Below are 26107 nucleotides of genomic sequence, written 5' to 3'. Positions count from 1 at the left end.
GTATTATTATTGAACGTACAATAGTAATAATAATTATTATTAAGAAGGGCGTGAGGGGAATGGGACTAAGTGTGAAGAAAGCACTAGAACAACTAAAAATGACTGGCGTCCGAATGACCCCGCAGCGTCACGCAATATTAAGTTACTTGATGGATTCCAAATCCCACCCTACAGCGGATGAGATATATAAAGCACTTTCACCGGATTACCCAAGTATGAGCGTAGCAACTATATATAACAATTTAAGATTGTTTGTAGAGGCTGGTTTAGTGCGTGAGCTGACCTATGGTGATGATTCCAGTCGTTTTGATGCTGATTTGTCCGACCATTATCATGCAATTTGCAAAAATTGCGGAGAAATCGTCGACTTCGGCTATCCTCCATTGTTAGAAGTGGAGCGAGCGGCTTCCAAGGAAACAGGCTTTGTCGTGCAAGGACATCGCATGGAGATTTATGGGGTTTGCGCTTCGTGCAAAATGTCGCATGCCAAATAATACCCGAGAAGCCAATTTTATCTAATGTAAGACAATGAACATGAGACGTGCCGTGAAGCGATAACGCTAATCAGCACGTTTCTTTAAATTATAAGAATTTATAAGTTATTCTTATTTAAACAAATATAGAGATAGCAGGAGTGTGATGGAGTGGAGAGGCAGTACCCCCCTAGATACGACAGACGCAGAAAGAGTAAGCTAAAAGTATTTATGCTGTTATTTTTTTGCGGCGTGCTTCTAACGATTGGCGGCTGGTATGGTTATATGAAGTATATTCCTAATAATAATCAAGTTGATCCACAATATAGCCTTGAGCACCCGATTACTGTACAAGGTGAAGTGACCGATTTCGGCGCTATTATTGAAAATGACCTTGTGAAGCTGCCGTTGCCGCTGCTCGAGGAATGGCTTGGCGAGGATAATCCTATCCGTTATGAGGCGGAAAGCGGCACATTAATATTTACAACTGCTAATCATGTATTGAAATTAAAGACGGATTCACTGACCGGCAAGCTGAACCAGAAGTCGTATGAGCTTAGAATTGCTGCAGAATCAAAGGATGGCGTAGTCTATATCCCTACAGCGCCTCTTGAAGAACTGTATGGTGTGCAGGTAGATTATCATAAGGAAAGTGGCATTGTAGCTTTGTTTCAACAAGGACAAGCTGTTCAATGGGCTAAATCCGTTAAAGAAAAAGGTGCAGCTGTACGTACCGACGCTACGATTAGAGCCCCCTATATGATGAAGCTGGCACAGGATCAGTCCTTGCAGGTTTGGAAGGAAGCAGAGATGAAAGGCTGGTACCTTGTACAAACAGAGGATGGCCATATTGGTTATATGGCAGCCAAAGACATCGCTTTGACACAAAGCGAGCAGATTCCACCGTTAGCTAAGAAGGAGCCTTTCGTCGCCTGGAAGCTTAAGGACAGCAAAATCAACATGACCTGGGAAGCTGTTTATAATAAACCGGCAGATCACGCCAAAATCCCGCCAATGCAAGGTTTAAATGTGGTCAGTCCGACCTGGTTTGAATTAATCGACGGCAAAGGCACAATTAAAGGAAAGGCCGATCCCGCCTATGTGAAATGGGCGCATGATCAAGGCTTTCAAGTCTGGGCACTGGTTAGCAATGGCTTTGAGCCTAAACAAACATCAGAAGCGCTGGCAACCGCTGAATCGCGATTTTCGATGATCCAGCAGCTGCTTGCTTTTGCAGAGATTTATAAGCTTCAAGGCATAAATATAGATTTTGAAAATGTATATACTAAGGATAAAGAGAATTTTGTACAGTTTGTTAGAGAACTAACACCGTTGCTGCATGAGCAAGGCTTGGTCGTATCCGTCGATGTTACGCCAAAATCTAACAGTGAAATGTGGTCCGTCTTCCTTGACCGTCCGGCATTAGGCAAAATCGTCGATTTCATGATGGTTATGGCCTATGATGAGCACTGGGGATCCAGCCCTAAATCCGGCTCCGTCGCATCCTTGCCATGGACTGAAAATTCCATTAAACGGATTTTGGAAGAGGACGGCGTTCCAGCAGAGAAGTTAATTTTGAGCATGCCGCTGTATACGAGAGTATGGACAGAAAAAGCAGGCGAGGATGGTAAAATAAAAGTAACCTCCAAAGCTCTGGGTATGGATGCTGTGAAAAAGGTTATAGCAGAAAAGTCTTTGACGCCAGTTATGGATGAACAGGCAGGTCAGCATTATGTAGAGTACAAAGAGGACGACGCCTTGAAGCGGATTTGGATAGAGGATGATGTATCTATAAGCGCACGGGTCGCTCTTGCAAAAAAATATAATCTGGCAGGCGTTGCTACCTGGCAGCGTACATTCCAAACGGCTTCCATCTGGAAAACGATTGATGAGCAATTAAAGAAATAGCTATTATTCCATTCTTTTAAAATAAAAGTTTTACGCAAGGATAAACGATTAAAAAAAGAGCTATCTGAATTGTCATGATAGGGCTGTGTGCCGACAATCAGATAGCTCTTTATAGTAGTAAGTAGTAAGTAGTAAGTAGTAAGTAGTAAGTAGTAAGCTCTAGCTGTGCGAATGCTGCTCACTAACGGTAGCTGTTGGCTCTGTAGTCGCTTGATTAGGATCAAGCGTCAGCATCGTGCGGCAGAACATGCAGCGGTCCGTTGTGCCGAGCATCTTGGTCTGGCGGTGGCATTCCGGACATTCCAGCGCTGTAGCGCTTGTGGACATCATGCCTGCCCAGAAGTAAACCCCAACGCTGATCAGCAAGGAAATCATGCCGAACACCATAAAGATGCCAGCCATTATTTTCCCGGCGCTTCCCCATAAAACGATGCCTGCAGTTCCTAAAATCATGATCCCCATGCCGGCCATCGTAAATACAAGACCCCATAGGCGGAACTCATTTATTTTGGCAGATTTGAAAAAAATCCTTTTCATACTTGAATTCATCTTCTTCATACCTTTCTTAAGCACTAATTATACAGTAATATTTGACTAAAAAAATTGTCGTACAAGCAGGAAAGTGCTGCAAGCTTGTCGAAAGAGAAATAAACTTTAGAATACCATTATAGCCTAATCAGAGTGGATTAGCTATACGGAGGATATTTGTGGAGATTATAAAAAAGCACTTAATCGATGCTTATCGCGTGAATTCCAATGTTGCTTCATTAATTCTTGTTCCAAGTCCTATATCATCACGACCGCTTATCGAAGGAACAAATGCATTAGTAATTGTCGTTCAGCACAAGGCTGCAGATGACAGTTCGTTGGAGCATGTCATAGTTCGCCAACAAAAAGTTGTAATCATGACACTATCCAAGGCGGAGTTATGTAGTCGTTTACAAAGCGGAATTGAAGTAAATAGCAGCGTGATGGAGTGGCTGGTACGGGGAGAGATTTTGTTGGATACCGATGCATACTGGGCTAATACACGAAAAGAAGTATTGTCTTTTCCTGAAAACTTGCGTGAAATGCGATGTTTTAAGGAGTTTTCATTATTCCTTCAAACTTATATGCAGGCAAAGCAGTTTCTTAATGACGGCCATGTGCTTGATGCTTACAGCAATATTTTGCAGGCGCTGCACCATTGGGCGCATATCGTATTGATTGAGGAAGGGATACGGCCTGAATTGACCGTTTGGAAACAACTGCGCAGAGTCCATCCCGGAGTATATAAGCTTTACGAGGAGCTGTCTGCCAGTCCGGAAACGATCGAGCAGAGAGTTCAGCTTGTCATGTTGGCTTGTGAATTTACAGTAATGAACAAAATGAAAACAAGCTGTGAATTTTTATTCAAAATTATGCGCGAGCAGGAAGAACCGTGGAGCATGTCGCAGCTTCAGGGGCATCCTAAGCTTGAGCCAATGCAGATAGAGCTTTCTTTAGTTATTCAAAAGCTTGTGACACGCTCCTATATTGAAGAAGTAGCCGTCATGTCCAGTGCCAAGGAAGACTGGATGGAGCTTTGCTATAAAGTAGGAGAGTAGTCATAAAACGTAGATCAATAGTCTTAACGAGCTTGAAAGCACAAAAGCAGAAATAGTCTTAATGAGCTTGAAAGCACAAAAGTAGAAATAGTTTTAATGGGCTTCAAAGCACGAAAAGCAGATCAGCAGCCTTCCGAATCATTCTCAAGTCGCTCATGGGCGACTTTCGTATTATTAGGTCAGCCAGAGATTTTTGGTTGGCCTATTTGTTTTAGGGACGGATGCAAATCTGTAAACTGTGGGGAAATGTGCAAGTGTGGCAATCGTGTAAGTAACTAATTCAATCAAGCATGCAATAGCGGGGCGACTAGTGCGAAGAAGGGATCACGCATGCCGCCGGGTGAGTAGTGCGATGAAACTGGTCAGTCGTTCCGCTATTTTGCGTAAAGCCCCGTTTTGAAGGGGGGAAAGTGACAGACGTTCCGCTATTGACCAAAAAAGAGGTAAAAAACCGCGTAATAAAGTCGAATAGCGGAACGTGTGACCGCCAAAACGGAAAAAAGGTGATTTTAACGCCAATAACGGAACGTGTGTCCACCTTATTACGCCTTTGTCGGAAGTGTTGACTGAGGAGAAATCCACATGCATGATTCACAATCCTGTTACGTCGCACGTGTAACATAAAAAGCTGCAAAGTGTGTTAAAGTACCATTTTACGCAGCCATATTCTCAACACCTTACACAAATTGTTACGCTAAAAGCACCTTGTTCATGGTAGACAACCATTAAATTCTTCTTAAAATAGTTGCAAAATAAACGCCAAATAAATAAGATAGATAATGTGACTCAAGAAGGAAAGAGAGGGCAGAGGTAAATAGTAACATAAGCGCCAGAGCTTGAGCGACGATAAAGATGCATATTTGCATATAAAGTGCACAAGCTGACGAGGTGGGGGTGTTCGAATGATTCGGCGGGGACCCTCCGGTACAGAGCAGCTGACCGAAAGCTTTTACCCAAAACGATTGGGCGACCAATCCGACAAAGGTAGAGCAGGCTGCAAACATTTCTCCTACTTGTCCAATACGCTGCCGTGGAGCTGACATGGACAGGAGAACAACAATTGCATTGTTACAAATATATAGAATTAACCAATCGTTCAATACGTCTATGCTGCACACTGGCAGACATTCGGGCAAGCGGGAAATAACCACTACCGGAGGTCATTTTAATTATGTGCGGAATTGTTGGATATATTGGCAAGCGTGATTCACAGCCTATTTTGCTGGAAGGATTAAATAAGTTGGAATATCGGGGCTATGATTCAGCAGGTATTGCTGTTCTTACTTCGAACGGACTTGAAGTAGCCAAATCTCAAGGAAGATTGGCCATATTAGAGGACAGAGTTAAAACGGATCCTCTGCGCGGCTCGATCGGTATCGGTCATACACGCTGGGCTACGCATGGCAAGCCATCCGATTTGAACTCTCATCCTCATACCGATAACTCTGCAAAGTTTTCCGTTGTGCATAACGGAATTATCGAGAACTATATGCAGCTTAAAGAGCAGTTGATCGGCAAGGGCCATCAGTTTGTATCGGAGACAGATACGGAGATTATCGCTCATTTGATTGCGGATGAGTATGACGGAAGCCTTGTGGAAGCTGTTCAGCGGGCTGTACGCCAAATGCGCGGCGCTTTTGCGCTTGGCGTGCTGACCGAGTATGAGCCGAATAAGCTAATAGCTGTACGCTATGCCAGCCCGCTTATTATTGGGGTTGGAGAGGAAGAGAGCTTTATCGGCTCCGATATTCCAGCTATACTTGCCTACACGCGCGATATTTATATATTGGACGATGGAGAAATGGCAGTATTGACGCCAGATGGCGTTGAACTGATGACCATTGACGGGACGGCAGTTTCCAAGCAAGTGCACCATATCGATTGGGATCTGACGACAGCTGAAAAAGCGGGATATGATCATTTTATGTTGAAGGAAATATTCGAGCAGCCAAGAGCCTATCGCGATACTATGCTTGGAAAGATAAGCGCCGCTGCTGAAATGAGCAGCAACATAAATCAGAGCCAGGTTGATCTAAGCGAGCTTGGCATGACGGATGAGTTTATTCAAACGATTGAGAAAGTGCATATTGTGGCTTGTGGTACAGCGTACCATGCAGGCTTGGTCGGAAAATATGCAATTGAATCGTTAGTACGCATTCCTGTGGAAACGGACGTCGCTTCGGAATACCGCTATCGCTCGCCAATTATAACAAGTAATACACTTGTTATCGTAGTGAGCCAGTCAGGGGAAACGGCGGATACACTGGCAGCTTTGCGCGAAGCACAGCGTAACGGAGCACGTGTGCTTGCGATTACGAACGTAGTAGGCAGCTCGATCGCAAGGGAAGCTAATTTTGTGTTTGTAACCGGAGCGGGGCCCGAAATTGCAGTAGCATCTACGAAAGCTTATACGACGCAGCTTATTGCGTTCTATTTGGTCAGCCTTTACTTCGCTGAAGCTCGTCAAACGCTCACAAGTGAAGCAGCGGCAGAGCTTATCGTTAGCTTACAGCAGCTGCCTGAGCAGGCCGAGCAGCTATTGCAGCAATCAGAACAGCTGCAGCAGCTTGCGGGATCGCTCGCTGACCATAAAGATTTATTTTTTATTGGCCGTGGGCTAGACTTCGCGGTTTCGCAAGAAGGCTCATTGAAGCTGAAGGAAATTTCCTATATTCATTCTGAAGCTTACGCAGCCGGGGAGCTTAAACATGGAACCTTAGCATTAATTGAGCAAGGTACACCTGTAGTGGCACTTATTACTCAAGACGCTTTGTTCGAGAAAACAATGAGCAACATTAAAGAAGTGAAGGCTCGAGGCGCTCATGTATTAGCCATCGGGTCTGCTCATATGCAAGATGAACTGCTAAAGTCAGTAGATGAAGTGTTTACGCTGCCGCAAACGGCATCGCTTTTATCCCCTGCATTATCCGTTATACCGCTGCAACTGCTATCTTATTATGTAGCTGTTGCGCTTGGTCGTGACGTAGATAAGCCAAGGAACCTGGCGAAGAGTGTGACGGTGGAGTAGGGGGTATGTTTGATGTCCAAGTCTATGATTCATTACAATTAAGTTTTGCTCTAAACAATTAAATTTTGTTCTGTGGGATTATTTCACAAAAAAGTTTTGTTTTAACTGACAAAGAGGGCAACCAGATGAGGATTACTGGTTGCTCTTTTTTTAAAGGGGAAAGAGTTATGGCGGACTCAATAGGTCAGAAGATAAAAAAGATCAGAAAAGCACAAGAGATGAATCTGAGTGTGGCTTTCTAAAAGCCGTTAACAGTACTGGATATCTTGTGGTACCTAAAAAATAATCTAAGCCTCCTAAACAATCCTAATCTATCTCAGGTAATAACACTATAATGATCATGCGAAATGTAATTTTGTTCAACTAACGGGCAGAATAGCGAGAGGATAAAATAATTTATTGTGATATTTCATTTAATAGGTAAAAAAATACAGATTAAGGAGGTGGAATTAAATGCAACTTTCTATTCGTTTTACTCGATATGATAGTTAAATACGGAAATTTCTATACGCAAGATGGTCATCCTAGATCCCTGAAACTTATTTCCATTCTTTGCGTCTAATGATAGATGGGGGGATGTGTATGAACAAACTCTGGATAGTTGTTTGCTTTTTGCTAATTTTGCCTGCATGTAAAGGTGATCTAATACGTGACGTCCAAGCGCCTGTAGCCACGCAGTTGCAGGAAAATTCCCAAGCGACGGGAATACCTTCTAGCCAAGGAGTCGATGAAAATGCAGAACTGTCTTTCATTGATTTTGACAAACTTTCCAAGCAAGCCTTAAGACTGACCACCACTACCGGACCCGACTACAGTAGTGATGATCTCGAAACGATGAGCCAAGAAGATTGGCGGAAGGATTACACCGAGGTTGTTAAGCGATATGCTGAGAAAAATTTATTCTCAGAAATAGCCTTTATTAATTCACTCGACGGATTTTATAATCCCAGATATGTCTTGGTTGGCAATGACAACGGTCTTGTATATCGTGTCCAGCTGGTAAAACACTATAATTATGGCGGGATCTGGACAGTAAGAGATCACGCGGAGATTAATGAGGCAAATTCGGCTACCCAATATGAGATAATCGAGTATGCGATCATTGATATCGAGGAAGCAGAAGAGCCTATAAGTAGTTGGGCACAGGAAATCATTACAAAGGATAAGGCTGCTGAAGAATACTTTATTGGGGATAGCTCGAAAACATATATTTTGCTGACATCGGATCCAGGGGAATCCATTGAAGTAATGGAAATCAAAGCGGCTGATTCGAGCATTTCTATACAATACGCGAATACAATCGTTGATGAAGAGATGTATGGGCGGCAGCCATATGTACTGATCCAATTCGACTCACCTGCAATGGATATCATTATTCGCAAATATGCAAGCCGGACTACGAAAGACATTCGGCCTTTCATGCCTTAATCCAGCAATCGGAGATGAACCCGCTATAGTTTATAGCCAAGAACACCTTGTGAAAACCTTGAGTTGAAAGGCTTTTTCTTTGGCGATTTATATTAGTATGATATTGATTGCTCCTTGTAAAGCTTACAATGTTTTAATCAGGTAAACTTTTCACCCTAAGTAGTTCTGCTAACGGGTACGATAATTGAATAAAACTTATTGTTGAGCAGGATACAGCAGTCCGCTCATTCTATTAATCTAACGTGGCGTGAACTGCTTATAGTTCACGCCAGTTTTACTTTATAAGTACATCCAACGTTGATATCGCTTGGCCACACATGCGAAATTAGAAGATGATTGTGTTCTTATCCATACAGCAAGAGGTTCAATTATTGTTCTGCGTGCAGCCGACTAATCGTGCGCGCTGGCCCCGGCGTCCGGCGTCATGCGGCGCAAATACTGCTTCGGTGTACAGCCGTTGAAGCGGCGGAACAATTCGTAGAAATGCGCCATGTTGTCGATGCCGACCGAGCGGGCGATGTCGACTACGCTTTCTACTTGTGTAGCCAGCGCGCGTTCGGCGGCGGCGATACGCTTGCGATTGACGTAGTCGGTGAACGGCACGCCCATCGTTTTCTTGAAGTATTTCGAGAAATAGTGGTAGCTCATGCCCGCCATACGGCTGACTTCCTTCAGTTCGATCCGCTCGGACAGTCGTTCCTCCACATAAGCTAATATCGGCCCGATCGTGTCGCGATCTACATATTCGTGGGATTGCAGTAGTCCGCGGCTATCGGCACGCAGCAGGGTCAGCAGCAGATGCTTGATATGCATGGCCGCCGCAATCTCGTGGCCGATTGGGCGCGAGATGATTTCATCATGAATCTGTTCGATGATCCGTCCCACGTCAGCGCGCGCCTGCTCATTTTCTGCGAATATATAATTCAAATCCTCTAGCGGCCGCATGATCTCGGCAAAATGCCGGTAATACGGCATCATCGCCGGATCAAAATAAGGCTCCAAATCGACGTGCAGCACGATATATGACAAATCGCTTTCGCTAAGACGCTGTGCAGCGTGCAGACGGGATGAGCCGATAACGACAACCTCGCCCGGCTCCAGATCGAAGATGCGTTCCGGCGTATATAGCCGGTGCTTGCCCGTCTTCACCAGAATAAACTCAATTTCTTTATGGTAATGCCACTGGGTAGGCGGCTTTATGTGCGCCAGCGGGCCCGTTGAGGTGAATTCCCATACTTTTATGCACAGCAGCGGGTTTTGATAGTGAATAGGCTCTTGGAAAATCTCCATCAATTATCCCTCGTTTCGTAGTGGAGGACAAATTTGGATACAATTCGGACAAATCGCGGAATAGCGCAGTTGCCCGTTTGGCGATATCCTCGCATTAAGTACATTATACATGGAAACAGGGAGTGGAAAGCGATGAAAGTAGCAATTATCGGCTGCGGCGGCTTGGGTAACGTCCATGCTGACAGCTATACAGCTATGCCCGATGTAACAGTTGTGGGTGTTTGCGACCTGGAAGAGGCGCACGCACGAGCGGTTGCTAATAAAACCGGTGCTCACATATATGCAGATTATGATCAGATGTTGGCCGAGTCCGGCTGTGATATCGTCAGCATTGCACTGCCGAGCCATCTTCATGCGGAGTTTGCGATTCGCGCGGCGAGAGCAGGCAAGCATGTCATTTGCGAAAAGCCGATAGCGTTGCGGTCGGAGGATGCCGAGCGTATGGTCAGCGAGTGCGAACAACACGGTGTTGGCCTGTATGTGGGCCATGTCGTTCGCTTTTTCCCGGAATATGTGCGTGTGAAGAATCAGATCGCCGATGGCAAACTCGGACAGATCGGCGTTGTACACGCCAAGCGGGCCGGCGGTCATCCGGGACTTGCCCGTTCCTGGTTTGCCAATGACAACCTGAGCGGCGGTGTGGTGGTGGATCTGATGGTCCACGACCTGGATTTCCTAAGCTGGGCGCTTGGTGAAGTCAGCTCAGTCTACGCTTTCCGGCAGCGTTCCGAATGGCAAGACTACGCAACGGCGACTTTGCGTTTTAAAAATGGAACGATCGCCAATGTCGAAGCGCATTGGGGTTATCCCGGAGGCTTCCATACGATGCTGGAGGTGGCCGGCAGCAGCGGTACAGTGCGCCATGATAGTCGTAACTCCAATTCGCTGACGATCCGCAAAGCTGCATCGCAACAAGAGGGTGCGCGTTTCGCGGAGATACCGCAACGCCCTGAGACGCTGAACCCTTACGCGAAGGAACTGCGGCATTTTATCGAGTGTATTCGTACCGGCGGACAACCGATCGTCACGGGCCGCGACGCTTGCCGGGCGCTGGAATTGGCGCTTGCCGTTGTGGAGTCCGCAGAGACGGGCCGCGTCGTATATCCTGCCGCATTATCCACAAAGGGGGAGACGAAATGAACAAGCTTAAAGTAGGTATGATTAGTTTCGCGCATGGGCATGCGTTCTCCTATCTGAACGCGTTGCTTGCTTTGCCGGACGAAGTCGAGGTTGCGGCGATTGCCGATTCCTCTTATGACAGGGTCGCGGCGGTAGTCGAGAAGCATGGCATCCCGTATTACGCCGACTATCGAGAGCTTTTGGCGACAGATATTGACGCTGTTGTCATCTGCTCGGAGAATGTCCATCACGCTGAACAGACGATTGCGGCTGCTGAAGCGGGCAAGCATGTGCTGTGTGAGAAGCCGCTGGGTATTTCAGTGGAAGAGATGGAGCGAATGATCGAGACATGTAAGCGTCAAGGCGTTCAACTGATGACGGCATTCCCATGCCGCTATATTCCAGCCGTCTCGGAAGCTAGAACTGCGGTTGAGCGGGGCGATATTGGCGACATCATTGCGATTAAGGGGACGAACCGGGGTTCGATGCCGGGGGGCTGGTTTGTGAAACCGGAACTGTCGGGAGGCGGCGCTCTGCTTGATCACACCGTACATGTGATGGACTTGATGAATTGGTTCATCGGCTCGCGGGTGCAGAACGTATTTGCCCATGCCGATACGTTGTTCCACGAAGGACTGGGTGCCGACGATGCCGGCATGATTCATGTGCGCTTCGAAAACGGCGCAGTCGGCGTTTTGGATACAAGCTGGTCGCGCACGCATTCGTTCCCGACTTGGGGCGATGTGACGATGGAGATCATTGGGACAAAGGGCGTTATCTCGGTAGACGGCTTCGGGCAAAAAAATGAATGGTATGATGACGCTCGGGGCAAGGGCATCTGGGACTACTGGGGCGATTCAATGGACGGCGATCTGGTTGCAGCGTTCGTCCATGCCATTCGTCGAGGCGAATCGGTACCGATATCGGGCGAAGACGGTTTGCGTTCGGCGGAAGTTGCACTGGCCGGCTACGAATCCGTTAAAGTCGGACAGCCGGTTTCGTTGAAATAACAGGGAGGCAGCGAAAGCGGGGCCAATGTCATTAAGGATGGCCTCCCTTATATTTGTTATAATGTGATTTTTAAATTAACCCTGTACGGTAAAACATCTTTTTACTGTACAGGGTTAATTTTATGCAATTTGCCGTTTATGCTGAAGGTTATTTACATGAAATAAGGGTAATGAATAAGTAATGAAAAAGGCATTGACAAAATATAGGGTAGGGGGGTATACTTTAATTATTAAAGCATCATTCTCTATTTATTAAAACATCACTATCTATTCATGAAGGGACAGATGAAATATGAAAAACGTGACATTACATGTACAAGGTATGAGCTGCCAGCATTGCGTGAACTCGATTGAAGGTGCGCTGAAGGAAATCGGCGTAAGCGGAAAGGTGAACCTGAAGGGTGAGTCAGTCGATGTGTCGTTCGATGAGCAAAAGGTTTCCCTGGTTCAGATAAAGGAAGCCATTGAAGAACAGGGATATGACGTAGGGTGAGCTAATCGACAAAGGAGTGAGGCATTGTGGAATCGACAGCAACTAAGACGAAACAGTCGTCTTTTCAAATAACGGGCATGACTTGCGCAGCATGCGCCAACCGGATTGAAAAAGGGCTTAATAAATTGGATGGCGTGACTACAGCGAATGTAAACTTCGCACTGGAAAAAGCGAATGTCACCTACGATCCAGTCAAGGTAGATGTAAAAAACCTGGAGGATACGATCAAAAAGCTTGGATATGGCACGGTCACGGAAGTGGCGCAGTTTAATCTGGAAGGCATGACCTGCGCAGCCTGCGCTAACAAAATTGAAAAAGGACTTAGTAAGCTGCCCGGTGTGACCAATGCAACGGTAAACTTTGCGATGGAAACGGCACGCGTCGAGTATTCGGCGGGTGAAATCACGATTGAGGACATGCAGGCGAAAGTCAAAAAGCTGGGCTACAAAGCTCAGGTCAAACAGGAAAACCAGAACGCGGGAGATCATCGCGTTCGTGAGATTCGTGAGCAAAAAAGGAAACTTCTCATCTCGGCCATTCTTTCTTTTCCGCTATTATGGACGATGGTTGGTCACTTCTCATTTACTTCATGGATTTATATGCCGGATTTTCTGATGAATCCTTGGGTTCAACTCCTGCTGGCCACACCGGTACAGTTCTATATAGGGAAGCAGTTTTATGTCGGCGCGTATAAGGCGCTGCGCAATCGCAGCGCAAACATGGATGTTCTGATTGCGCTTGGAACATCGGCAGCGTATTTTTACAGCCTGTATCTAACGATCGACTGGTACACCGCTGGGGATCAGATACATCATGGTCCTTCGCTTTACTACGAAACCAGCGCGGTGCTAATTACTCTCGTCATAATGGGCAAATTGTTCGAAGCGCTGGCCAAGGGACGTACTTCGGAAGCAATCAAGTCGCTGATGGGGCTGCAAGCAAAAACGGCTTTGATTATTCGGGATGGCCTAGAAATAACGATTCCGGTGGAAGACGTTATCGTAGGGGATGTGGTGCTGGTTCGACCTGGCGATAAAGTGCCAGTGGACGGCCAAGTGCTGGATGGCGTGTCATCGGTGGATGAATCCATGCTGACAGGCGAAAGCCTCCCTGTCGAGAAGAGGGCTGGCGATGCCGTTATTGGGGCTACTATCAACAAAAACGGTATGCTGCGTATCAAGGCCACCAAAGTTGGCAAAGAAACGGCGCTTGCTCAAATCATTAAAGTCGTAGAGGAAGCGCAAGGTTCCAAAGCGCAAATTCAACGGGTAGCCGATGTCATTTCTGGCATATTTGTTCCGATTGTTGTAGGGATTGCGATCGTGATGTTTCTAGTTTGGTACTTCTTCATTACGCCAGGCGATTTTGCCCACGCTCTAGAAATTGCCATTGCAATTCTCGTTATTGCTTGTCCATGTGCCCTCGGTTTGGCTACGCCAACTTCGATTATGGCCGGTTCTGGCCGCGCTGCGGAACTGGGTATTCTGTTCAAGGGCGGCGAGCATTTGGAGCAGACGCACAAGATCAATGCGATCATTCTGGACAAAACAGGTACCGTCACAAAAGGCAAGCCGGAGCTGACCGATGTGATCACTCAAAACAACGAAGCGGATTTCCTTCGACTTGTCGGCGCGGCAGAGAAAAATTCGGAACATCCACTGGCAGAAGCGATAGTTACCGGTATTCAAGCCAAACAAATTGAGTTACCTGAAACGGAATCGTTTGAAGCCATTCCAGGCTACGGCATCAAAGCAATGGTAGAAGGTCGGGAGTTGCTTGTCGGCACTCGCCGCTTGATGGAGAAATATGACGTGGATGCAAAGGCAGCATATGAGCCGATGTCCCGTCTGGAGGAAGCAGGCAAAACGGCTATGCTGGTTGCAATCGACAATCACTATGCTGGTATGGTAGCTGTAGCTGATACGATCAAGGAAACTTCAAAAGCGGCAGTGAGCCGTCTGAAGCAAATGGGCATTGAGGTCATCATGATTACAGGTGATAATGAACGGACCGCCAAGGCGATTGCAGCCCAAGTTGGCATTGATCATGTACGGGCGGAGGTCCTGCCTGAAGGCAAAGCCGAGGAAGTGAAGAAATTGCAGGCTCAGGGCAAAAAGGTTGCGATGGTTGGCGATGGTATTAATGATGCGCCAGCGCTGGCGACAGCAGACATCGGCATGGCCATCGGTACTGGAACGGATGTTGCGATGGAAGCAGCAGATGTGACCCTGATGCGTGGCGACTTGTCGAGCATCCCCGATGCGATCTTTATGAGCCGTAAGACGATGGCCAATATCAAACAAAACCTGTTCTGGGCGCTGGGCTATAACACGCTTGGCATCCCAATTGCCGCAATTGGCTTGCTGGCCCCATGGGTGGCAGGCGCAGCGATGGCATTAAGTTCGGTATCGGTTGTCCTTAATGCGCTTCGCTTACAACGTGTGAAAATACGTCATTAATCATGAAGATAGCCAAATTGATGAAATAGAAATGGGTAGAGGCGGCAATTGCCCTATTTTTGATGAAGTAAATTGACAAAGGATTCTATATGATAATGAAAGGAGCTTGCCGAGACAAGCTCCTTTTCCAGTAAATCATGAACAGCCCTATTCGTTAAACGTTTTTTCGTAATTGCAATTGTTGTGCTTTATATTCTGTAGGCGACACACCAAAATGTTTTTTGAATAATCTGCTGAAATAAAATTGATCGCTAATACCGACTAAAGAGGCTACTTCCTTCATGTACGTATAACCTTGCATAATCAAATCAGCAGCTCTGCCCATTCTTACATGATTAATATAATTGATCAAGCTTGTGCCTACTTGTTCTTTAAAAACACGACATAAATGATTCTCGCTGAAGTTAACATAATTGGCTATAGTTTCCAAGGTCAGCTTGTCTTTATAACGTTCTTCAATATAGTTGATTACATCTACTATTTCTTTCTTATAGACGGTGACCTCGGCTGTTTTCTCTGTAAGGAATAGACATTCAAAGGCATGTACAGCATAGTTTAAAAAAGCTTGTGAGTCTTTAGAGTGCAAGATGTTTTTTTTACTAAGTTCAAACTGTTCAGGATCACGAATATATACTCTGTTGCTGCTTAGCGGAATGTAATCCAGGCATTTTATAATAAAGTTTTTGAGCGTGAGAGGATGAATATTGTTTTGTTTGCAATTGTCTGTAAGTGCTTTCAATTCTGTTTTAAATACGGTCGGATCGTTCTCAGTCATGCGATCAATGATTACTGCAGAATAATCTACATAGTTGGTAAACGCTATGTCATGCTTCAACGCGATCTCTTTTGAAGAAATAATGACATTATGATTATAAAAATGAATAGTTATTGCTTCTTTACAAGCTTGGTACGCTAGCTTGGCTTCTTCGTACCCGGTAAATTCGTTAGAATATGCGATAACGGGTTCCACCGTAGTATACATTAGTATTAATTTTTGGATGCGTTGGACGAAAACCAGCGGCTCTGATTGATAGTTCTTGAGCTGTTCTAAGGAGACCATCGCAACGATCGAATTTATGTTTGTCTGGAAGGTTTCAATTTCATTTTCGGAATCAGCCAAGTCCAAGAGCATATTCTCGATAAAAGATATAGAAATATTGTTATTAGATTGTTGTTTTGAATCAGCCAGATCGAAAGTAATATAGAACAAGAAGCTTGGACATGATATTAAGTTCAGCTGAATTTTATCGTTCTGCAGCAGATGGGCGATATCAAAATCAGCATTAGTAAAATAATCCTTCAAAACGGAACTTTTGAAGCTCTTTAAATTACTTTGAATAAATTGTTCTCTTGTAACTTGCTCTTGTAAGGTATGCTGCTGTTCCTGAAGCAACTTTCCTGCTTTATGGAGCTGGGAAATGAGGTCCTCTGTCTTAATGCTTATTTTCAACATGTAATCGATTGCACCGAGCAGTAAAGCTTCACGTACGAGCTCAAATTCACCAAAGTTGCTTGCAACAATAACCTTTCCTTTATATTGCCGCTCGTTCAGCTCCCTCATCAATTGAAGGCCGTCCATATTTGGCATTTTTAGATCTGTAATAATTATATCAGGTTTTAATTGTTCGATTAGAGCAAGAGCTTCCATTCCATCAGAGGCAGTTCCGCAAATAGGGAATCCGAGTTTGTCCCAATCAATCATCGTTCGAAGTGCGATTTTTACAATAGGTTCATCATCTACTAGCAATACATTGAACACAATATGATCCCCCCTATCCTTCATTATATAGAAATTAAACCCGAAATTATAATGGGATATCGTACCATAGCAATATCGTTTATTTAAAATATAAGAAAGTATAAGTTTTGTAACCTTATAACTGTTCTTATATTTCATAAGTAAACGCGCCTGTCCAAAGGACGGCGGAGCTATTTATCCTTGTAGAATTTATAGTATCACAAGCATTGAAAATAACTCTTGCTGCTTTAAGATTCTGATAAGATAATCTATAAATTAAATAATATAATCTATATACATAGGGGAGATCTGGAAAGTCCGCGTTTATAGGGTGCTTTTTTTGATAGGAATAATGATTTTACAGCAAGTGCCTTCACCAACTTCGCTTGAAATAAATAATCCGTATTTTTCCCCATAATGGAGTTTGATCCGCTCATTAACGTTGGTTATGCCTATGCCTGACAATTTATTTTTGTTATCGGATTGATGGGGTTTACTTGTATCAAACCCTTTGCCGTTATCCGTTATTTCAATCTGGATGAGATGGTTGACTTGCTGCACCTTAATCATAATTTCTAAAGGTTTGCCTTGATCGGACAGGCCGTGAATAATGGCATTTTCAGCTACTGGCTGCAGGATCAACTTGGGGATCAGACAATGGAGCAGCTCGTTGTTAATGTCATATTCTACATGGAATCTGTCTGCATAACGAATTTTTTGAATTTCAAAGTAGTGGGACAGGTTTTGGAGTTCTTGCTCGATCGTAATTTCCTCGTTGTTATCCAGGATTGTGCTGCGCAATAATTCGGATAATGAGCCGATTCCGTTTATTAGTACCGGTACCTGATTAATGACTGCCAGCCAGCGCAACGTAGAGAGTGTATTGAATAGGAAGTGGGGATTAATTTGAGACTGCAGCATTTGCAGTTCTAATTCCCGCTTTCGTTTCTGATCAATTTTTTGAGTAACCATCAGTTGTTCAATTTCGTTAACCATGCTATTGATTTTGCGGGAGAGCACGCCCATTTCATCATCATTATCATCCTGTATGCGAATGGAAAATTCTCCGTTCGATATTTGATTGCTGAATGCAATGATTCTCTTTATTGGCTTGACAATACTGTTGTTCATAAAGTAGATGATCGTAATACAAATGACGATAATCAACAGGCTGATAAGTGCCATACTGACGGTGATTTTGCTTGTTTCGGAGTTGATATAGGAAAAGGGCATCAACGAAATCAGATACCATCCGATTTGTTCATTATAAATATAAGAAATCTGTTGATCTGTATGGTTGATTTGACCAGAGAAGGATTGAATGCCTTGCTTTTGCTGTTCTTTGATCAATGAAATTAGTTTGGAATCCGTATATTGCTCCCCTAGTGAAATCTGCTTGTCGCTGGCAGACATCACGGTTCCGTCGCGTCCCATTATGATGAGCTTGGAGCCAGTGCCGAGATCAACCCGTGACAAAATGTTTTTTGAAAACAGGTCGCTTCCAATGAATACGAAAGCATAGCCAAGCTGCTCTGAACTGTTATTCTCATCATATATTTTTCGCCCCAGAGCAATCGTGTCATACGATCGAATCGTTTTAATATAGGTTAATCCATCATAAGGGGCATAGTTGTCCACATCTTCGATGGCTTTGTTCAGTGATTGGGTGCTTATGGCCTCAAATCCTAACTCATAAAAAAGGTTGCGATCCTTATCAAATATGCTGACGTTTATGACATGAGACGGAAATATCGTCCGAAATATGGCATCCATCGCAGCTTCTTTAGTTTTTTCACTCATATTTTGTCCATTGTGTCCATTGGACAAATTTTCTTGAACAAATTCGCTGGTTGAAATTGAACCGCTCAAATATTGATAATTTTGCAGCTCGGCGAGCAAGTTTTTATTAACCAGTGTAATAGCTTGAAAGGTTGATTTACTCAGTTTCTCGCTAATGGATTCAGAATAAAGCTTATAGGAATAGTATCCGAGAAAGAGGATAGGGATAACAGAAACGATAAGGAAAGTTCCGACTAATCGGTGCTGAATTTTAAATTTGCGCAGCATAGTTTTTGCTCCTTGTATTTGTTAAAATAATTTTAACATACAGCTTATACAATGCCATATTGAAATACAGGAAATCAAATGGAACGAATAAAACGGAATCATCAGCGGTTTCTGACGATTCCGTTTTGGTATGACAATGTTATTGATATTTGCGATTATACAGCCAGAGAAGGCTAATTAGGAGAACCATGCCGAGCAGCATAGTCATGAGACCTGACGGACCTATATTTTTCTGTCCCAAAATAACAAGCGCCAAGCCAGCGATAAACATAACAGAATATAGCAATTTACTCATAGCAGCACCTTATCCTTTCAAACCGCCCATTGTCATACCTTGGGTCAGTTTCTTTTGCACTAAAATATACAGGATTAGAGTAGGCAACATGACAAGCACCAGACCAGCATACAGCTGTCCATATTCTACCGCTGATTTCTGAGCAGCCATCAAATTCATTAAGCCAACCGGCAATGTTTTTAAATCTGGTTTGGTAAGCAGCGTCATAGAAATAATATATTCATTCCAGAATGACAGGAAATTGAATAAAATGATGGTCACTATAGCTGGCTTGGCCATAGGCATAATGACTTGAACCATCGTTCTAAAATAACCCGCCCCGTCAACCGAGGCAGCTTCTTCGTACTCTTTTGACAACGATTTGAAGTAACCTGAAAGCAAATAAACGGTAAACGGCAAAGCCATTGCTGTATAGACTAACGCCAACATAAATAGATTATTCAGAAAGATCGGCTGTCCAAGCAAGCTTCTGGCGGCCTTGTCTCCATTGTTCAGCATTAAAAATATGGGCACGACGATATAGTTCATGTTGATGAATAAACCCGCCATAAATAAAGTGTTCCAAAAAGCGCTTCCCTTAAACTTGTAACGGGCCAACACATAGGCGGCAGGCAAAGCTATTACGAGCAGTAAGCCAATGGCCATGGCTGTCAAAAGAACGGAGTTAAGCATGTAATCGCCCATTTTTGCTTTAAGCCAAGCATCTGCAAAGTTCTGAAGATAAATGCCTGCTGGCATTGCCCATGGATTGCCGTAGAACTCGGAATCTTGTTTAATGGAGGCAATAAACGCCCAAAAAACAGGAATAATGATAACGACTGCCAGTATGCTCAAAATCAGGTATGAGATGACCTTGTATATGCTTCCGCCGTTTTTTTGTTTCTTATTAATGCTTGTGTCCATATCGCTCCCCCTTAATACTCCAAGTTCTCACGTTTGGTAGCGGCATTCAAAATGCCTGCAAGGGCAAACGAGAATATAAATACGACTACGCCAATGGCCATTCCATAGCCGTATGAGGAGTTAGTATAGGCTTCCTTATACATATAGCTCAGGAATACTTCTGTCGCCCCGTCCGGCCCGCCGCTTGTCATAGCAGTAACAAACAAGAAGCTCATATTGATTGTACTTATAATAAAAAACGTAAGTGTCGTACGAATATTTGTCCATATGAGTGGAATGGTAATAGTAAAGAATTGATGGGTTGGCGATGCTCCCTCAAGATCAGCAGATTCATACAAGCTCTCAGGAATGTTGGCCATACTGGCCATATACATCACCATATAGTAACCGACTGCCTGCCAGATCATTGCGCCAGCGAGACTGAATATAACGATTTTTTGATCTCCAAGCCAAAGTATCGGATTATTATCACTGCGAAATAAGTTTAGAAAAGCATTTAAAAGTCCATTGTTTGGATCATAAATAGCGGAGAAAATGGCACTTATAACGACAACAGATAAAATGTTCGGGATATAGAAAATAATGCGAAAGAAGTCTTTGCCTTTCAGTTTGCCGCGGGTAAGCACGGAGGCAAATACCAGAGCAAACACAAAGGTTACTATTGTAACGAGAGTAATCAACAATATGCTGTTTTGGAACACTTGATAAAATTTGTCACTTTGAAACAGCTTGATAAAGTTGCTAAAGCCGACAAACGTTTTATTATCGGTATAACCTCCCCATTTGTACAAAGACATGCGGAATACATCAATAGTGGGAATGATTAAAAAGATAATGAACAGAATGACAGCAGGTGTCAGACAAAAAAATATGAACCGGCTTCTTCCCTTATTGAACGCCATGAGCCGATCTCCTTCCAAGATAAAATAACTGTGGCCAGGTTTCGCTGGCCACAGTACCATTAACTATTAAGTTAATAATAGATCAGTACAGCCCGAAGCACCTTTCGGTTAAGCAATATTACTTAAGAGCCGGACGAAGGGCGTCGCTTGCCTTAGTAATGGCTTCTACCCAATCTTGTTGTGACTTAGCACCGGTTACAAGCGAATCGATCGTACCAAACACGGTATCAGAGATGCTTACCCCTTCAACAGGATCTGTTGTAGCAAATGCGCCCATTGCTGCTTTGGCGCCATTGTCATAGACGCTGTAGAATAGTTTGTTATCGCCGTCCAGCTTGCTGGACATGCTCTTGATTGGTTGAATTGCACCAGCTTTTGCAAAGATTTCTCCAGCTTCATCGGAATAGAGATAAGCTAGGAATTGCTTAGCCAAATCTGCATTTTTTGCTTTTGCAGGCACCCAAATTTGCTCAAAGAATGTGTAGGAATAACGATCGCCGCCTTTATCAACGGCAGGAAGTGCAGTGAAGCCCCATTGGAAACCTTCAGCCCGAGGCGCTTTGCTCATCTCGCCAACTACCCATGTGCCGTTAGGCATAAACAATGCTTTGTTATCTAAAATAAGCTGCTGGTTTTTATTAAAGTTATCTTTGTTGGCATTTGCAGGAACAGTTTTTTCAGTGTAAGTCGCAAGTTTGGCAATAATGTCAAATGCTTTGGAAGCCTCTGGCGTCTGCCAGATTCCTTCAGAATAGTTCATTGCTTTAGTGAAGAATTCAGCACCGCCTACTTCATTAAGCATAGCGTAGAAGAAAGCATCAAAATAACCTGTAGTTGGATAGGAGAACAATGCAATGCCCTCAGCTTTGGCCTTGTCTCCTAATTCCCACATTTCATCCCATGTTGTTGGCACTTCCCAGTTTTTTTCCTGGAACAAGCCTGCGTTATAGAAAAGACCTGTTGGGCTGTAGAACATTGGCAATAAATATGTTTTTCCATCGTTGTATGGATTAGTAATAGTTGTTTCTGTGAAGCCAGGAATCAATTTATCTTTCACAGTAGATTGTTCACCAGGTATCGTCATGGAAAGGACATCGGTCAGATCCGTCATGTTGTTGTCTTTCACGAACGTTTCTGTTAACCCTTTCGGCTGTCCGACTGCCAGATGGATCACGTCAGGAAAATCACCGGATTTCATACTGGGTCCGATAACATCCTCGATGTTCTTGTCAATCGTTAAATCTACTTTAACACCAGGCACTTTTTTCTCGAAGGAGGCTGCAACGTCTTTCCATACGTCTGCTCCGTAAGCTGTTTCCAATGCAGCAAATTTTAAAGTACGTGTTTCTGTAACGGGTGTTTCACTGCTGTTAGGGCTTTCTTTGGATCCGTTTTCAGTTTTACCGCCGCAAGCAGTAAGTCCTAAAGCGAGTGAGACAGCAAGTGTAAGACTTAATATTTTCTTTTTTTTCATGTCTAATATCCTCCCGATTGAATTTACGAGCGAACGGGTTTATGGTAGTACTATAACAGCCATCACTGTTCGCAAATTAACAATATCGAAGAAGAACAGCTGTTTTCAATAGGTCGGGTTGATATCGATAAGATAGGTCATCAACATGCATGAATAATCTATAAGAGCTTTAATTGCTTTGTTTTTTGTGAGAAATTAATGAATGAATAATGGAATATAGATTGATAATCTGATGTATCTGGATAAAATCGTGCATGGATTAGTTAGATAAATTCATGTACAATGCTATAATTTTTCTATAATGTTAGTCTATTAAGGGTAATAAGATGTAGGCTTTTAGGCAGGATAAGAGGTGGGAATCATGAAGAAGCTTATAAGCTTGATTATCGTAATTTTAATATTAAGCATAATTATTATTCTACGCACTAACAATGCTTTTTGGCATGAACGTGAGACAACTCCCGATCCTGCAGATATTGAATATAATGATCGTTCGGATTACGTTGAAAAAAGTTTTCAGAATAAAGAGCTGAATATTGCTGTATTCCAAGGAGCTTACGGCCCTGAGTATTGGAAAGAAATCGTTGAGCTATTTGAAGAAGCTTATCCGGGAGTTAAAGTAAACATAACGATTAGTCCTAGAATTGCGGATATAATCAGACCTCAAATTGTTGCTGGCAATCCGCCGGATTTTTTGGCTATTACGGATACTGAACAAAGCAGAATGATTAGCTCGCTTGTGAAAGAAAGAGGACTTATGGAAATAAGCGATGTGTTTGAAAGTAAGGCATTGGATAAAGATCAGTTGCTAAAGGATTTGATTCTTCCGGGCATGCTGGAAAGCACAAGATTTACTCCTTATCAGGATGGGCGAATTTACTTGGCACCGTTCAATGCAGGACCAATGGGTCTGATTTATAATAAAAATTTATTCCGTGAGAAAGGATGGGAGTTGCCTGAGACTTGGGAACAATTTTTTGCATTGGATGAGGAGTTAAAGAAAGAACAAAATTACTTGGTTAATGATAACGGTACAAAAACGAAGAGAGCGTTGTTCACTTATCAGGGCATATACCCTGAATATTTGGAAGAAATTATGTACCCTGCATTAGCCAACTCAACCGGCATTGATCACTTGAAGAAAATTTTTTCATACGAACCGGGGTCTTTTAACACAAATGAGGTTAAGAAAGTTCTTGATATATTTTCTAAAATTGGATCTGGCGGTTATTTATTGGAAGGAACGGTTACCCGTCATCATATTCAAGCACAATCAGACATGATGTTAGGTAAAGCGTTATTTGTTGTAAATGGTTCTTGGATGGAGTATGAAATGAAAGATTTTCCTAGAGAAGAAGGATTTGAATTTGGTATGATTCCCGTACCTGTTTTCAATAAAGGGGATCAGCGTTATATTCTGTCTAGTTACGAGCAATTTTCGATCCCTGCAAGGGCTAAAAATCCAGAGCTGGCAAAGCTTTTTTTAAAGTTTTTGTACACCGATGAATCTGTAAAGTTGTTTGCCCAAAAGTCTAATGGAGCGTATGCTCTAAAGGGGGCAAAAGAACTTTCAAAGCCTTATTTGACAGCTGATGCATATGGGATGTTCAGCGCTTATGATGGAGCAACTGCTATTTTGCAGGATTGGAATACATTACCCAAAAATATGAAAATAGATATTAGGACAGACCTGTTCAAAGATGTGATGACGCCTATCATGACCGGAAAAATGACAACGGAAGAATGGGTCGAACGTGTTGAGAAAACATTCGCAGAGATTCAAAGCAAGACAATGGATCTTCAAAAATAAGAAAGAGCAAGCAAGTGTGTGATGAACTTACAGGACGCTTCCAAACCACATTAAAAGCGGTGGGGAAGCGTCTATTTATATGCAAAATAATTATCGCTTTGGATATTTATGGTACAATAGCTTTGCATTGGAGGCGATGATATTGAAAAAATATCAATTTATATCATGTTCGATCGTAAAGTTGATTTTATTTCTGATTTTTTTAGCGGGTTGCAGTAGTGAACCTAGTAGTGGAAAGAAAATTGCTTACATTTCGACAGTGAAAAATTCCCAATATGCAAAGACATTTCATAATTTACACCTTGGAGTTCTATATGATTTTAATTTGAAATTAACAGAAGCTGATACAAGTTGGGTAACACTTTGGGTAGAAGGTTATAAAAACGGAGAAGAAACTGACCCTTTTCGATTAAAAGAACTTTCGTATGGTTTACATCCCACAAATAAAGTTGTAGAAGGTCCAATTGGGTTTGGTATTATTAATCCTCGATCAGATGATGATGCTTCATTCTTTTTCTATTCTTCAGGAGTTTCTGTACCACCACAAACAGTGGGAAATATAATTAAAGGCGCAGGGGCAACAACTTGGGGCTTTGCAATCGGGGACGAAGAGGTGGCTTTAGAATCAGGAGAAACGAAAGTGCTTGGAGTTTACCGCCAGTCAGGAAATTCGATAAGAACGTACGATTATCAAGATATAAATCAAATAACAGAAATGATAAATAAGGATAAAACGGTATTATTGCTTAAGATTAAAGTAGAGAAAGAGAACTAATTACATTTTTAGTGCTAATGAGCAAGTTAGTACAAAAGATTAGCGAATCCCTAAACAAGGAACTATTTATTAAGTTCTTAAATAAGACGTTATAGGAATGAGGGGAAACATGAGTAAGTATTCATTTATAGTTTCTAATAGTTTATTACCTGAGATAGATTTAACTGGTGGAAGAGAATGAAGTATGGAGACTACAAAAAATTAAATAAGGAATCTTCAAAATCTATTCGAGATCAATTAGATGATAAAGATGATGAATTAGTAATCCTAATCATGGATTCTACAAAAATGCATCATCTTAAGATAGCTATTTGTACCAATCCCCCTTGTGCCAGACACCTTGATTCAGATACATTGCATTAGCTAATGGGTTTGATAGCTCAATCGAGAAAAGAAGAGGGCTGCTCAGTACGACTTGGTGATATATAGCTTTAAAACGAAGGGATACTTGATGTGAATATTGTGAAAGAAATGACGGAGTGTTTATTGCATAATAAAAGTGCCGAAGATTGCAGCGTAAAAATGCTCAAGTAAAGTGCAAAAAAGGAACTTGCCAGTATCCCAAATCCCTCCTATCGTAGGGTTGCGAAGACCAGACGAAGGAGACTTGAAAGGATGCTGAAAATGCCTCAACAACAATATATCAAATTTTTACGTGAATCTGAAGACCTTTGGACATCGTCGACATATGGATAGAGGAAGATCGGCTGCTCCCTCGTAAACAGCGGCATACGGGGGTGCGCATCTTTCAGAGGCTGCGAGATGAACATCAATTTACATAATGATTCTGAATAGTGGTAGTTATTGACATAGGCTACATGAAGAGTGCTCTTTTTGAGCAGGAGATTTTGGAGTGGAATAGTTTTATTAAGAATATAGAAAAAAATCAAATAGGTGGTTCCCAACTTTCTTTTCATGGTAATTTCTGGTGGTACCACACTTTCTTTTTTTCATCTTTATCACGTACCGCGGCAAACCCAGTAAAATCAACAAAATTGGTTCCACAGTTTTATATCACCTGACAATAAAAAGGTTGTTAGATGATAAAAAAGTCTGGAATCAGTAAAAAAACTGTGAGTTAGTAATAAAAGTGTGGAACCGCTGAAGTCGGGGCTGTCCGAAAATCAGTAAAAACTGACCACTGGACGCCCCGTTTTTTGAATGCTAAAAAGGCATAAAAAAACCGTCTTTTCTTGTAGAATGAAAGTTACCACACCAACATTCAAAAAAGGACGGTTTTTTATGCGTAATCAAATAAAATGTACCCAATAAAATGGACACTTGAAAAAGGTCATCTTATTGGGTACATTTTAAATTTCCGTCCAACCTTTTTATTTTGGGGACTTATT

Annotated in this window: 20 protein-coding genes; 12 read left to right on the top strand and 8 right to left on the bottom strand. The window is 43.0% G+C overall.

Features of this window, described 5'->3' with window-relative positions; translation table 11 throughout:
* The first annotated feature begins 59 nt into the window (after positions 1–59).
* Together perR and ACRRU2_RS22800 are read left to right on the top strand one after the other, a co-directional pair.
* Positions 60–494 carry a peroxide-responsive transcriptional repressor PerR gene (gene perR, locus ACRRU2_RS22805; protein ID WP_331698844.1) on the top strand — a complete coding sequence of 145 codons (435 nt, stop codon included), beginning with the start codon at positions 60–62 and terminating at the stop codon, positions 492–494.
* 150 nt (positions 495–644) lie between these two features.
* Positions 645–2381: a glycosyl hydrolase family 18 protein gene (locus ACRRU2_RS22800; RefSeq protein WP_432505255.1), complete on the top strand. Its 1737-nt coding sequence runs from the start codon at positions 645–647 to the stop codon at positions 2379–2381.
* A 159-nt stretch (positions 2382–2540) separates the two neighbouring features.
* Here ACRRU2_RS22800 and ACRRU2_RS22795 read toward each other — a convergent pair whose 3' ends face one another.
* The gene (locus ACRRU2_RS22795) at positions 2541–2909 is read right to left on the bottom strand and encodes a YgzB family protein (RefSeq protein WP_331698996.1); all 369 of its coding nucleotides are present in this window, start codon (positions 2907–2909) and stop codon (positions 2541–2543) included.
* 179 nt (positions 2910–3088) lie between these two features.
* Between ACRRU2_RS22795 and ACRRU2_RS22790 the strand changes: the two genes are divergently transcribed.
* The 4 genes from ACRRU2_RS22790 (at position 3089) to ACRRU2_RS22775 (ending at position 8423) form a co-directional block, all read left to right on the top strand.
* Positions 3089–3967 (top strand): nucleotidyltransferase-like protein, encoded by an 879-nt coding sequence (locus tag ACRRU2_RS22790; RefSeq protein WP_331698846.1) that lies wholly within the window; start codon positions 3089–3091, stop codon positions 3965–3967.
* Positions 3968–4869: 902 nt separating this feature from the next.
* Complete coding sequence (locus ACRRU2_RS22785) at positions 4870–5007, top strand: hypothetical protein (RefSeq protein WP_331698847.1); 138 nt, start codon at positions 4870–4872, stop codon at positions 5005–5007.
* A gap of 131 nt (positions 5008–5138) precedes the next feature.
* Positions 5139–6995, top strand: coding sequence for a glutamine--fructose-6-phosphate transaminase (isomerizing) (gene glmS, locus ACRRU2_RS22780; protein ID WP_432505253.1), 1857 nt, complete (start codon positions 5139–5141; stop codon positions 6993–6995).
* 582 nt (positions 6996–7577) lie between these two features.
* A complete protein-coding gene (locus tag ACRRU2_RS22775; RefSeq protein WP_432505251.1) occupies positions 7578–8423 on the top strand; it encodes a hypothetical protein in 846 nt (281 codons plus the stop codon).
* A 390-nt stretch (positions 8424–8813) separates the two neighbouring features.
* On the opposite strand, the gene ACRRU2_RS22770 is transcribed toward ACRRU2_RS22775, so the two are convergent.
* A complete protein-coding gene (locus tag ACRRU2_RS22770; RefSeq protein WP_432505249.1) occupies positions 8814–9713 on the bottom strand; it encodes a helix-turn-helix domain-containing protein in 900 nt (299 codons plus the stop codon).
* A gap of 132 nt (positions 9714–9845) precedes the next feature.
* On the opposite strand from ACRRU2_RS22770, the gene ACRRU2_RS22765 reads away from it, so the two are divergent.
* The 4 genes from ACRRU2_RS22765 (at position 9846) to ACRRU2_RS22750 (ending at position 14794) form a co-directional block, all read left to right on the top strand.
* Entirely contained in the window at positions 9846–10853 is a 1008-nt protein-coding gene (locus ACRRU2_RS22765) for a Gfo/Idh/MocA family protein (RefSeq protein WP_432505247.1), read from the top strand.
* Positions 10850–11842, top strand: a complete 993-nt coding sequence (locus ACRRU2_RS22760) for a Gfo/Idh/MocA family protein (RefSeq protein WP_331698853.1) — start codon at positions 10850–10852, stop codon at positions 11840–11842. Before ACRRU2_RS22765 ends, ACRRU2_RS22760 begins: the two co-directional genes overlap by 4 nt.
* Before the next feature lie 292 nt (positions 11843–12134).
* The gene (locus ACRRU2_RS22755) at positions 12135–12335 is read left to right on the top strand and encodes a copper ion binding protein (RefSeq protein ID WP_331698854.1); all 201 of its coding nucleotides are present in this window, start codon (positions 12135–12137) and stop codon (positions 12333–12335) included.
* 26 nt (positions 12336–12361) lie between these two features.
* Complete coding sequence (locus tag ACRRU2_RS22750) at positions 12362–14794, top strand: heavy metal translocating P-type ATPase (protein ID WP_432505244.1); 2433 nt, start codon at positions 12362–12364, stop codon at positions 14792–14794.
* A gap of 154 nt (positions 14795–14948) precedes the next feature.
* Here the strand turns inward: ACRRU2_RS22750 and ACRRU2_RS22745 are convergent, their stop codons facing one another.
* The 6 genes from ACRRU2_RS22745 to ACRRU2_RS22720 all read right to left on the bottom strand — a co-directional run bounded on the left by ACRRU2_RS22745 (position 14949) and on the right by ACRRU2_RS22720 (position 22173).
* Positions 14949–16553, bottom strand: a complete 1605-nt coding sequence (locus ACRRU2_RS22745) for a response regulator transcription factor (protein ID WP_432505242.1) — start codon at positions 16551–16553, stop codon at positions 14949–14951.
* A 303-nt stretch (positions 16554–16856) separates the two neighbouring features.
* Entirely contained in the window at positions 16857–18599 is a 1743-nt protein-coding gene (locus ACRRU2_RS22740; RefSeq protein ID WP_432505240.1) for a sensor histidine kinase, read from the bottom strand.
* A gap of 139 nt (positions 18600–18738) precedes the next feature.
* Positions 18739–18894 carry a DUF6903 family protein gene (locus ACRRU2_RS22735; RefSeq protein WP_331698858.1) on the bottom strand — a complete coding sequence of 52 codons (156 nt, stop codon included), beginning with the start codon at positions 18892–18894 and terminating at the stop codon, positions 18739–18741.
* A 9-nt stretch (positions 18895–18903) separates the two neighbouring features.
* On the bottom strand, positions 18904–19797 hold the full coding sequence (locus ACRRU2_RS22730; RefSeq protein WP_331698859.1) for a carbohydrate ABC transporter permease: 894 nt from the start codon (positions 19795–19797) through the stop codon (positions 18904–18906).
* Between the two features lie 11 nt (positions 19798–19808).
* The gene (locus tag ACRRU2_RS22725; RefSeq protein WP_331698860.1) at positions 19809–20699 is read right to left on the bottom strand and encodes a carbohydrate ABC transporter permease; all 891 of its coding nucleotides are present in this window, start codon (positions 20697–20699) and stop codon (positions 19809–19811) included.
* A gap of 118 nt (positions 20700–20817) precedes the next feature.
* On the bottom strand, positions 20818–22173 hold the full coding sequence (locus ACRRU2_RS22720) for a carbohydrate ABC transporter substrate-binding protein (RefSeq protein WP_331698861.1): 1356 nt from the start codon (positions 22171–22173) through the stop codon (positions 20818–20820).
* A 379-nt stretch (positions 22174–22552) separates the two neighbouring features.
* Here ACRRU2_RS22720 and ACRRU2_RS22715 point away from each other — a divergent pair, with 379 nt between their 5' ends.
* Both ACRRU2_RS22715 and ACRRU2_RS22710 read left to right on the top strand, forming a co-directional pair.
* Complete coding sequence (locus ACRRU2_RS22715) at positions 22553–23983, top strand: carbohydrate ABC transporter substrate-binding protein (RefSeq protein WP_432505237.1); 1431 nt, start codon at positions 22553–22555, stop codon at positions 23981–23983.
* Between the two features lie 142 nt (positions 23984–24125).
* Positions 24126–24758, top strand: coding sequence for a hypothetical protein (locus tag ACRRU2_RS22710; protein WP_432505235.1), 633 nt, complete (start codon positions 24126–24128; stop codon positions 24756–24758).
* The last annotated feature ends 1349 nt before the right edge of the window (positions 24759–26107 follow it).

The organism is Paenibacillus sp. GXUN7292 (assembly GCF_050864975.1).
Taxonomy (GTDB): Bacteria; Bacillota; Bacilli; order Paenibacillales; family Paenibacillaceae; genus Pristimantibacillus.
The sequence above is the reverse complement of the archived record's forward strand: the minus strand, read 5'-3'. Positions and strand labels throughout refer to the sequence as shown.

Coding starts and splice junctions, on each gene's coding strand:
- perR (WP_331698844.1), top strand. CDS start 60: ATGGGACTAAGTGTGAAGAAAGCACTAGAACAACTAAAAATGACTGGC.
- ACRRU2_RS22785 (WP_331698847.1), top strand. CDS start 4,870: ATGATTCGGCGGGGACCCTCCGGTACAGAGCAGCTGACCGAAAGCTTT.
- glmS (WP_432505253.1), top strand. CDS start 5,139: ATGTGCGGAATTGTTGGATATATTGGCAAGCGTGATTCACAGCCTATT.
- ACRRU2_RS22775 (WP_432505251.1), top strand. CDS start 7,578: ATGAACAAACTCTGGATAGTTGTTTGCTTTTTGCTAATTTTGCCTGCA.
- ACRRU2_RS22770 (WP_432505249.1), bottom strand. CDS start 9,713: ATGGAGATTTTCCAAGAGCCTATTCACTATCAAAACCCGCTGCTGTGC.
- ACRRU2_RS22765 (WP_432505247.1), top strand. CDS start 9,846: ATGAAAGTAGCAATTATCGGCTGCGGCGGCTTGGGTAACGTCCATGCT.
- ACRRU2_RS22760 (WP_331698853.1), top strand. CDS start 10,850: ATGAACAAGCTTAAAGTAGGTATGATTAGTTTCGCGCATGGGCATGCG.
- ACRRU2_RS22755 (WP_331698854.1), top strand. CDS start 12,135: ATGAAAAACGTGACATTACATGTACAAGGTATGAGCTGCCAGCATTGC.
- ACRRU2_RS22740 (WP_432505240.1), bottom strand. CDS start 18,599: ATGCTGCGCAAATTTAAAATTCAGCACCGATTAGTCGGAACTTTCCTT.
- ACRRU2_RS22735 (WP_331698858.1), bottom strand. CDS start 18,894: ATGAGTAAATTGCTATATTCTGTTATGTTTATCGCTGGCTTGGCGCTT.
- ACRRU2_RS22730 (WP_331698859.1), bottom strand. CDS start 19,797: ATGGACACAAGCATTAATAAGAAACAAAAAAACGGCGGAAGCATATAC.
- ACRRU2_RS22725 (WP_331698860.1), bottom strand. CDS start 20,699: ATGGCGTTCAATAAGGGAAGAAGCCGGTTCATATTTTTTTGTCTGACA.
- ACRRU2_RS22720 (WP_331698861.1), bottom strand. CDS start 22,173: ATGAAAAAAAAGAAAATATTAAGTCTTACACTTGCTGTCTCACTCGCT.